General features: G+C 39.6%; 7 protein-coding genes and 1 rRNA gene. 2 read left to right on the top strand and 6 right to left on the bottom strand.

The annotated features are described in order from the left end of the window. Window positions 1–393 (bottom strand): 16S ribosomal RNA (locus tag H1X92_RS02195); the annotation flags it as partial. A 641-nt stretch (window positions 394–1034) separates the two neighbouring features. Here H1X92_RS02195 and purH point away from each other — a divergent pair. Beyond that, window positions 1035–2624, top strand: coding sequence for a bifunctional phosphoribosylaminoimidazolecarboxamide formyltransferase/IMP cyclohydrolase (gene purH / locus H1X92_RS02190; RefSeq protein ID WP_180558662.1), 1590 nt, complete (start codon window positions 1035–1037; stop codon window positions 2622–2624). Between the two features lie 16 nt (window positions 2625–2640). After that, complete coding sequence (gene purD / locus H1X92_RS02185) at window positions 2641–3924, top strand: phosphoribosylamine--glycine ligase (protein WP_180558661.1); 1284 nt, start codon at window positions 2641–2643, stop codon at window positions 3922–3924. A gap of 5 nt (window positions 3925–3929) precedes the next feature. On the opposite strand, the gene H1X92_RS02180 is transcribed toward purD, so the two are convergent. From H1X92_RS02180 to hemE, 5 genes are all read right to left on the bottom strand, one after another. After that, on the bottom strand, window positions 3930–4631 hold the full coding sequence (locus H1X92_RS02180) for a DUF1481 domain-containing protein (protein ID WP_225506379.1): 702 nt from the start codon (window positions 4629–4631) through the stop codon (window positions 3930–3932). 5 nt (window positions 4632–4636) lie between these two features. Then, a complete protein-coding gene (locus H1X92_RS02175; protein WP_180558665.1) occupies window positions 4637–4909 on the bottom strand; it encodes an HU family DNA-binding protein in 273 nt (90 codons plus the stop codon). A 221-nt stretch (window positions 4910–5130) separates the two neighbouring features. Beyond that, on the bottom strand, window positions 5131–5718 hold the full coding sequence (locus tag H1X92_RS02170) for a YjaG family protein (protein WP_180558660.1): 588 nt from the start codon (window positions 5716–5718) through the stop codon (window positions 5131–5133). 74 nt (window positions 5719–5792) lie between these two features. Beyond that, window positions 5793–6461, bottom strand: coding sequence for a deoxyribonuclease V (gene nfi, locus H1X92_RS02165; protein WP_180558659.1), 669 nt, complete (start codon window positions 6459–6461; stop codon window positions 5793–5795). Between the two features lie 176 nt (window positions 6462–6637). Continuing rightward, window positions 6638–7702, bottom strand: a complete 1065-nt coding sequence (hemE, locus tag H1X92_RS02160) for a uroporphyrinogen decarboxylase (protein ID WP_180558664.1) — start codon at window positions 7700–7702, stop codon at window positions 6638–6640. Window positions 7703–7724 lie beyond the last annotated feature (22 nt).

Genomic DNA, 7724 nt, shown 5'->3' with positions numbered 1-7724 from the left:
TGCATCAGGCTTGCGCCCATTGTGCAATATTCCCCACTGCTGCCTCCCGTAGGAGTCTGGGCCGTGTCTCAGTCCCAGTGTGGCTGATCATCCTCTCAGACCAGCTAGAGATCGTCGCCTAGGTGAGCCTTTACCCCACCTACTAGCTAATCTCATATGGGTTCATCCGAAGGTGTGAGGCCTAATGGTCCCCCACTTTGCTCCTTAGAGATTATGCGGTATTAGCCACCGTTTCCAGTGGTTATCCCCCGCCTTCGGCCAGATCCCCATACCTTACTCACCCGTCCGCCGCTCGCCGGCAAGAAAGCAAGCTTTCTCCCGCTGCCGCTCGACTTGCATGTGTTAGGCCTGCCGCCAGCGTTCAATCTGAGCCATGATCAAACTCTTCAATTAAAAGTTTGATGCTCAAAGAATGTTTTACTGGCCGTAACGCTTCTTTTTGCCACTTTGTCGACGTTTTAACGCCTTCGCTGTGGCCCAAAATCACGTTACTGCTTATTAGTTCATATATGAATTAACTGTTTTGTCACTCTTCAAGACTTAATCTTCAAATAGTTTTTGATGATGTCTTGCGAGTGCCCACACAGATTGTCTGATTAATTGTTAAAGAGCGTGCGACCCAGGTCGCGAGGTGGCGTATATTACGCTTTTCACCTGTAAAGTCAAGTAGTTATTTCTACTTTTCTTTACCCTAAGTCGATAAAATCCTCTTTAATTGATTCGTTCTATCCTGACTCAGTGGGGGCGCATTATAGGGAGTTTTAAATTGCTAGCAAGCTTATTTTGCATAATTTTGTTCAATTGATTAATTAAACAGCAAAGCGTTATATTATACCGAATTATTAACAGAGTTATCCACAAAAATAAAATGATAAAAATTTAGCGAAATACGCAAACGTTTGCGTTACAATTGCGTTTGAAACAAAAAATATTTAATTGAAATCTGTTATTTTTGAATATCATTTGTAATTGCAAATAGCCATAAAATTTAATCGATGTGTTAAAACATTTTATTATTCCAAGGGATCTATTTCATGTCACAACTCCGCCCTATTCAGCGTGCTCTACTGAGTGTTTCTGACAAAGAAGGTATTGTTGAATTTGCCAAAGCTCTATCTCAACGTAAGGTTGAACTTATCTCTACTGGCGGTACAGCTAAATTATTGCTAGCGGCCGGGTTAACGGTTATAGAGGTTTCTGATTATACAGGATGGCCTGAAATGATGGCTGGCCGCGTCAAGACACTTCACCCAAAAGTACATGGCGGTATTCTTGGCCGGCGCGGGCAAGATGATGAAATAATGCAACAACATCATATTAGGCCAATTGATATGGTTGTTGTTAATCTTTACCCTTTTGCTGAAACTGTTGCCAAGCCAGATTGTACGCTGGATAATGCTATTGAGAACATTGATATTGGCGGACCTGCCATGATCCGTTCTGCCGCAAAAAATCATAAAGATGTTGCTATTGTAGTTAATAGTCTGGATTATCCCAAAATCATTCAAGAGATGGATAATCATCAAAACTCGCTAACTGACAGGTTTCGCTTTGACTTGGCAGTTAAAGCTTTTGAACATACCGCAGCTTATGATGGAATGATTGCTAACTATTTTGGTAAGTTAGTACCTTCTTATTATGGCCCAGAGAACCAGCCTTCAGGTAAATTTCCTCGTACATTAAACCTAAATTTTATTAAGCAGCAGGATATGCGTTACGGCGAAAATAGTCATCAAGCTGCTGCTTTTTATATCGAAGAAAATAGAGTCGAAGCCTCTGTCTCTACAGCAAGACAGCTACAAGGTAAGTCGCTTTCTTATAATAATATTGCTGACACTGATGCAGCCTTGGAGTGCGTAAAAAGTTTTTCCAAACCTGCATGTGTCATTGTCAAACACGCTAATCCTTGCGGCGTTGCAATCAGTAACGATATCTGTACCGCTTATGATCATGCTTTCAAAACTGATCCTACCTCAGCATTTGGTGGTATTATTGCATTTAATCGTGAATTAGATGCAAATACGGCTAAAACAATTTTTGAGCGCCAATTTGTTGAAGTCATTATTGCCCCCACTGTCAGTGACGCTGCCCTAGCAATACTTGCAAGTAAGCCGAATGTGCGTGTTCTGGCATGTGGCCAATGGCATTTTGCAGTTGCGAGTTTAGATTTCAAACGCGTAAATGGCGGTTTATTAGTGCAAGATCGCGATCTAGGCTTAATTACCAAAGCTGATTTGCGTGTTGTTTCTAAGCGTCAGCCAAGCGAACAAGAGATAGAAAATGCGCTGTTTTGTTGGCAAGTGGCCAAATTTGTAAAATCCAATGCTATTGTTTATGCCAAAAATAATATGACAATCGGTATTGGCGCTGGACAAATGAGCCGTGTTTATTCAGCAAAAATTGCAGCATTAAAAGCACAGGATGAAAGTTTGGAACTTGTCGGATGTGCAATGGCATCTGATGCTTTCTTTCCATTTCGAGATGGTATTGATGCTGCCGCAGCAGCTGGCATAACCTGTGTTATCCATCCGGGTGGTTCAATTCGTGACGATGAAATCATAGCTGCAGCTAATGAACATGATATGGCGATGATTTTTACTGATATGCGCCATTTCCGCCACTAATTTAGAGAGCAATAGCATGAATATTTTAATTATTGGCAATGGTGGTCGTGAGCATGCTTTAGCATGGAAAGCAGCACAATCACCTCTTGCTGACAAGGTTTATGTTGCACCCGGTAATGCCGGCACTGCATTAGAAAAAAAACTAACCAATATTAATATTGCAGTAACCGATATTGCTGGATTAGTCGATTTTGCCAAAAATAATAATATTGGTTTAACGATCGTTGGACCAGAAATCCCCTTAATCCTCGGTGTAGTTGATGCTTTTCAAGATGCCGGTTTAACGATCTTTGGTCCTAGTCAAAATGCAGCACAGTTAGAAGGCTCTAAAGCTTTTACGAAAGATTTTCTTACTCGTCATCATATTCCAACCGCCACTTATCAGAACTTTACCGAAATTGAACCCGCTCTCGCCTACTTAGACAAAATGGGCGCCCCGATTGTTATTAAAGCGGATGGGCTAGCCGCAGGTAAAGGGGTCGTTGTTGCTATGACCTTAGAAGAAGCAAAAAATGCTGTTCTGGACATGCTCGCCGGTAACGCCTTTGGTCAGGCGGGTCATCGTATTGTTATTGAAGAGTTTCTTGACGGTGAAGAAGCTAGTTTTATCGTAATGGTTGATGGTGAAAATGTCATTCCCATGGCAACAAGTCAAGATCATAAGCGTGTTGGTAATAATGATAGCGGGCCAAATACGGGTGGCATGGGCGCATATTCTCCTGCTCCTGTTGTCACAGACATTGTTCATCAGCGTATAATGGATCAAATTATTTATCCTACAGTACAAGGTATGGCGCTTGAAGGGCGGCGATATCAAGGCTTTTTATATGCAGGATTAATGATAGATAAACAGGGAAACCCAAAAGTTATTGAATTTAATTGTCGATTTGGAGATCCAGAAACCCAACCCATCATGATGCGCTTACAATCTGATTTGGTAGCACTCTGTCTGGCCGGCGCAAAAGGAGAGTTAGCGGGTAAAATATCATCTTGGGATGATCGCCCTGCTTTAGGTGTTGTCATGGCGGCTGAAGGCTATCCGGCCAATTATCGCAAAGGTGATATTATTCACGGGATCACGGATAAATTAGCGGAAAAGTGCAAAATTTTTCACGCTGGAACAGAATTAAAACAAAATCAGGTTATCACTACCGGTGGCCGTGTACTGTGTGTTACCGCCCTTGGCAATACTATTCTTGATGCCCAAAAAACAGCTTATCAGCAAGCAGCAAAAATATCCTGGATCGGTTGTTTCTATCGGGATGATATCGGTTATCGAGCACTGGCTCGTTTAAAATAAAAGATTTAAAGTTTGTCTTTGGTTGGCGCCCATAGACAAAAATCCTCATTGGCAACGAGTAATAACTCGTTGCCTGCTGGTGCTTCTAGCCAAGCAATAGCTAAGTCACCGCTACTCGTCTTCGCTCTTTGCAGCAACCTATTTTCAGCCTGAGCAGTAAACGATATATTACGTTTTTCACCGCTACAAGTTATAATTTGCCCTTCACGCCAATACCCTTGATAGAGATGAACATTACCAGCAATAAGAGTGGTGCTCAACTCAATTAAACGGTCTGATTCAAAGCGCCAGCGAACAATATCATCCTCAGTTAGAGAAACTTTGTTATCATTTACTCTGCGCTGCATAAAAATAACATGGTCATTTTGATCAAATCTTAGCTGTTGTTGTTCTTTATTTTTATAGTCAAAAGATTGATGTCGAATTTGCCAAAGTTTACCTTGACGATATTCAAAAAAAGTAATGGTCGTATTTTTTCCTTGATAAGGACTATATACCGCAACGATTACCTGAGGGTTACTGTTTTGATCATTTAAGCGCCATAGCCTAACGACGCCAGCATCGGAAATAAATCCACTTGCGCTAAATTCGGGGATTTTAGCTTGATTGGTGCAAGCGCCAAGCAGCGAAGCAGCACCAAGTAAAATGAGGATACGCCCAATCAATAAAAGGGGTTTAATACCCCCTCTGAATATTCTATTTGGCAATTGAATTACTTAACTGCTTCTTTCAGTGATTTTCCAGCAACAAATACTGGTACATTAGCCGCTTCAATTTTGAGTTCTTCGCCTGTTTTAGGATTACGACCAATACGTGCAGCACGATGATTAGTCCTAAAAGTACCAAAACCAACGAATTGCACTTGCTCACCTTCTTTCAGTGCATCTGTAATACATTCGATGAGTGCTTCTAAGGCATTTTTAGCTTGAGTCTTATTCAGGTTTGCTTTTTGCATGACATATTGAACTACATCACCCTTTTTCATGGTCTCATTTACAGTCTTATTCATAAGTTATCCTTACACAGTGTGTTTATCATTTGCATAGCATCGAGTACGTTGGATATGTAGAACTTATTAATTCTTAATATACGTCCCGAAAGCACTCCTCTCCGCCTTCACAGTAGAACATAGTACGGGCGAATGTGAAGCGTTAAAAGTCAGCATTTATGGTACCAAATCACGTTTTTAAACACTATGAACGGAAATTAGGTAACCTTAATGCCAATATTGCTGATCCCTACTTCACGGAGGTCGGATTTTAATCCTTTAATCAGCGCTACATCCCGCTCTTCACAAGCGGCAAGTAAACGGTAGATCTCCCATTGAATATCCCATTCTTCTTCAATGGTAAGCAATTCTTTCAGTTCTTCATCAGACATCTCTTTACCTGTCCGAGTCATCTCAAACATTGCAATAGTTCGAATCGAAATTTTACTTACTTCAATAGCACCGTCTAATGTTTCCCCACTTAAGTAAGAATGAATTATTTCACTTAAAGCTATACATGCATCAATAGCAGGATGGACGCCGTATATATCAAAATCATTTGCGACGGGAATAATTTCCTCTAATTTTTCCAACTGATTATCAAAATCAATTTTACTATCTTTAATAATTAGCGATTCCCAAATTAAATCTAAAATAATACGATAACGTATTGGATTTAAAAAGCTCGTTTGTTTACAAAACAATTGATAATTAGGATACATACGCTCACACAAACAAGCCATGAAAGTGATATGCTGCCAACTATTTAATTTTGCCAACCTCAAATGAATGGGGTTTCTTAACATCAAATTTCTACTCACTTGCGTTTTACGCTGAAGTTTACCTGAAAATCAATAGGTTCCACATATTTTAACTTTAATTATGCCAAATTCTGTTTTATTCGATTAAAAAACGCTCTATTAGAAGCGATTCCATCAGCCCAACGAGTAGGTTCTGGTAAACGATAACCTTTAATACACCGCTTAACCCATAATAATGAAGCGTCTAAACTGATTTTATGCCCAGGTGAGATATAAAGTGGTTTACATCTTTTTTTACTACGAAATACCCAACCAATTTGTTCATTATTATCATTCAACGGTTGGCAGCTTTCCACTATCTCATCTAAAGCTTCATGGTGACCACATAGACGTTTTTTCGCTATACCAATCGTTGGGATATCTAATAAAAGCCCCAAATGACTAGCAACCCCAAAACGGCGAGGATGGGCAATTCCTTGGCCATCAACCATGATAAGATCAGGCTTATGTTGCAGTTTTTCCCAAACAGCCAGTAGGGCAGGATACTCTCGGAAAGAGAGTAAACCTGGAATATAAGGGAATTCAGTGGGGATACGAGCAATATGATATTCAACAATAGCAAGTGAAGGCCAACGCATAACAACCATTGCGGCTCGGGTTACACTTCCTTTTTCTTCAAATCCAACATCAGCACCAGCAATAAGATTAGGAATAACAAAATTATCCGTAAGAATAATTTGTTTAGCTTTTATGGCCTGTTCCTGACGTAATAATTTAGTATCAATCATATTTATTTTTACTTAAAAAAAAATTTTATATAAATATATTTTAATATTTGTTTTATAACACAAAATATAAAAAAATATATTTAAATAATTGTAAATATTCAATTTCGATTTAATAATCAATAAAAAAATATAAAAATTAATATTTATTGCTTTTTCTTTCTTTGGATAAACCTTACTTATTGATGATATTGTTCTGATAATTTGTGTACTGAATTAATAAAATTTTTAACATGTTCAGGTGGAATGTCCTGATGAATGCCATGACCTAAATTAAAAACATGGCCACTACCTTGACCAAATTGCTTTAAAATAGTTTTAACTTCAAGCTCAATACGTTCTTTTGATGCATATAATATGGAAGGATCCATGTTTCCCTGTAAAGCCACCTTATCTCCTACCCGAGAGCGAGCATCTTCAATATCTGTCATCCAGTCGATACCTAACGCGTCACAACCGGTCGCAGCCATTGCCTCTAACCATTGACCACCACCTTTAGTAAATAATGTAACCGGAACTTTATGACCTTCATTTTCTCGCAATAGAGCATCGATAATCTGATGCATGTAATGTAAAGAAAATTGATGATAATCACGCCCAGTTAATACACCACCCCATGTATCAAAAATCATCACTGATTGAGCACCCGCCCGTATCTGAGCATTTAGATAGAGAATGACACTTTGGGTCAATTTATCCAATAATAAATGTAACGCTTTTGGCTCGGTATACATCAGCTTTTTAATATGGGTAAAAGCCTTACTACTTCCACCTTCAACCATATAAGTTGCCAATGTCCATGGACTACCCGAAAAACCGATTAATGGCACTTTCCCTTGTAACGCCTTGCGAATAGCGCGTATGGCATTCATTACGTAAACCAATTCTTGTTCTGGATCAGGAATTGGCAGTTTCTCTATATCAGCCAAACAGCCAATCGGACACTGAAACTTAGGCCCTTCTCCGGCTGAAAAATATAGACCTAGCCCCATCGCATCAGGAATAGTAAGAATATCTGAAAAAAGGATTGCCGCATCTAATGGAAATCGATGTAGAGGTTGTAATGTCACTTCACAAGCTAACTCGGTATTTTTACACAGTGAAAGAAAATCACCGGCTTTCTGACGAGTTTCTCGATATTCAGGTAGATAACGGCCTGCCTGACGCATCATCCATACTGGAGTTTTATCAACAGGCTGCCGTAATAGCGCGCGTAAGTAGCGATCATTTGTTAATGCAGACATCATTAGCTCCATTAAATGGCAA

Source organism: Arsenophonus endosymbiont of Apis mellifera, from assembly GCF_903968575.1.
Classification (GTDB): domain Bacteria; phylum Pseudomonadota; class Gammaproteobacteria; order Enterobacterales; family Enterobacteriaceae; genus Arsenophonus; species Arsenophonus apicola.
The sequence above is the reverse complement of the archived record's forward strand: the minus strand, read 5'-3'. Positions and strand labels throughout refer to the sequence as shown.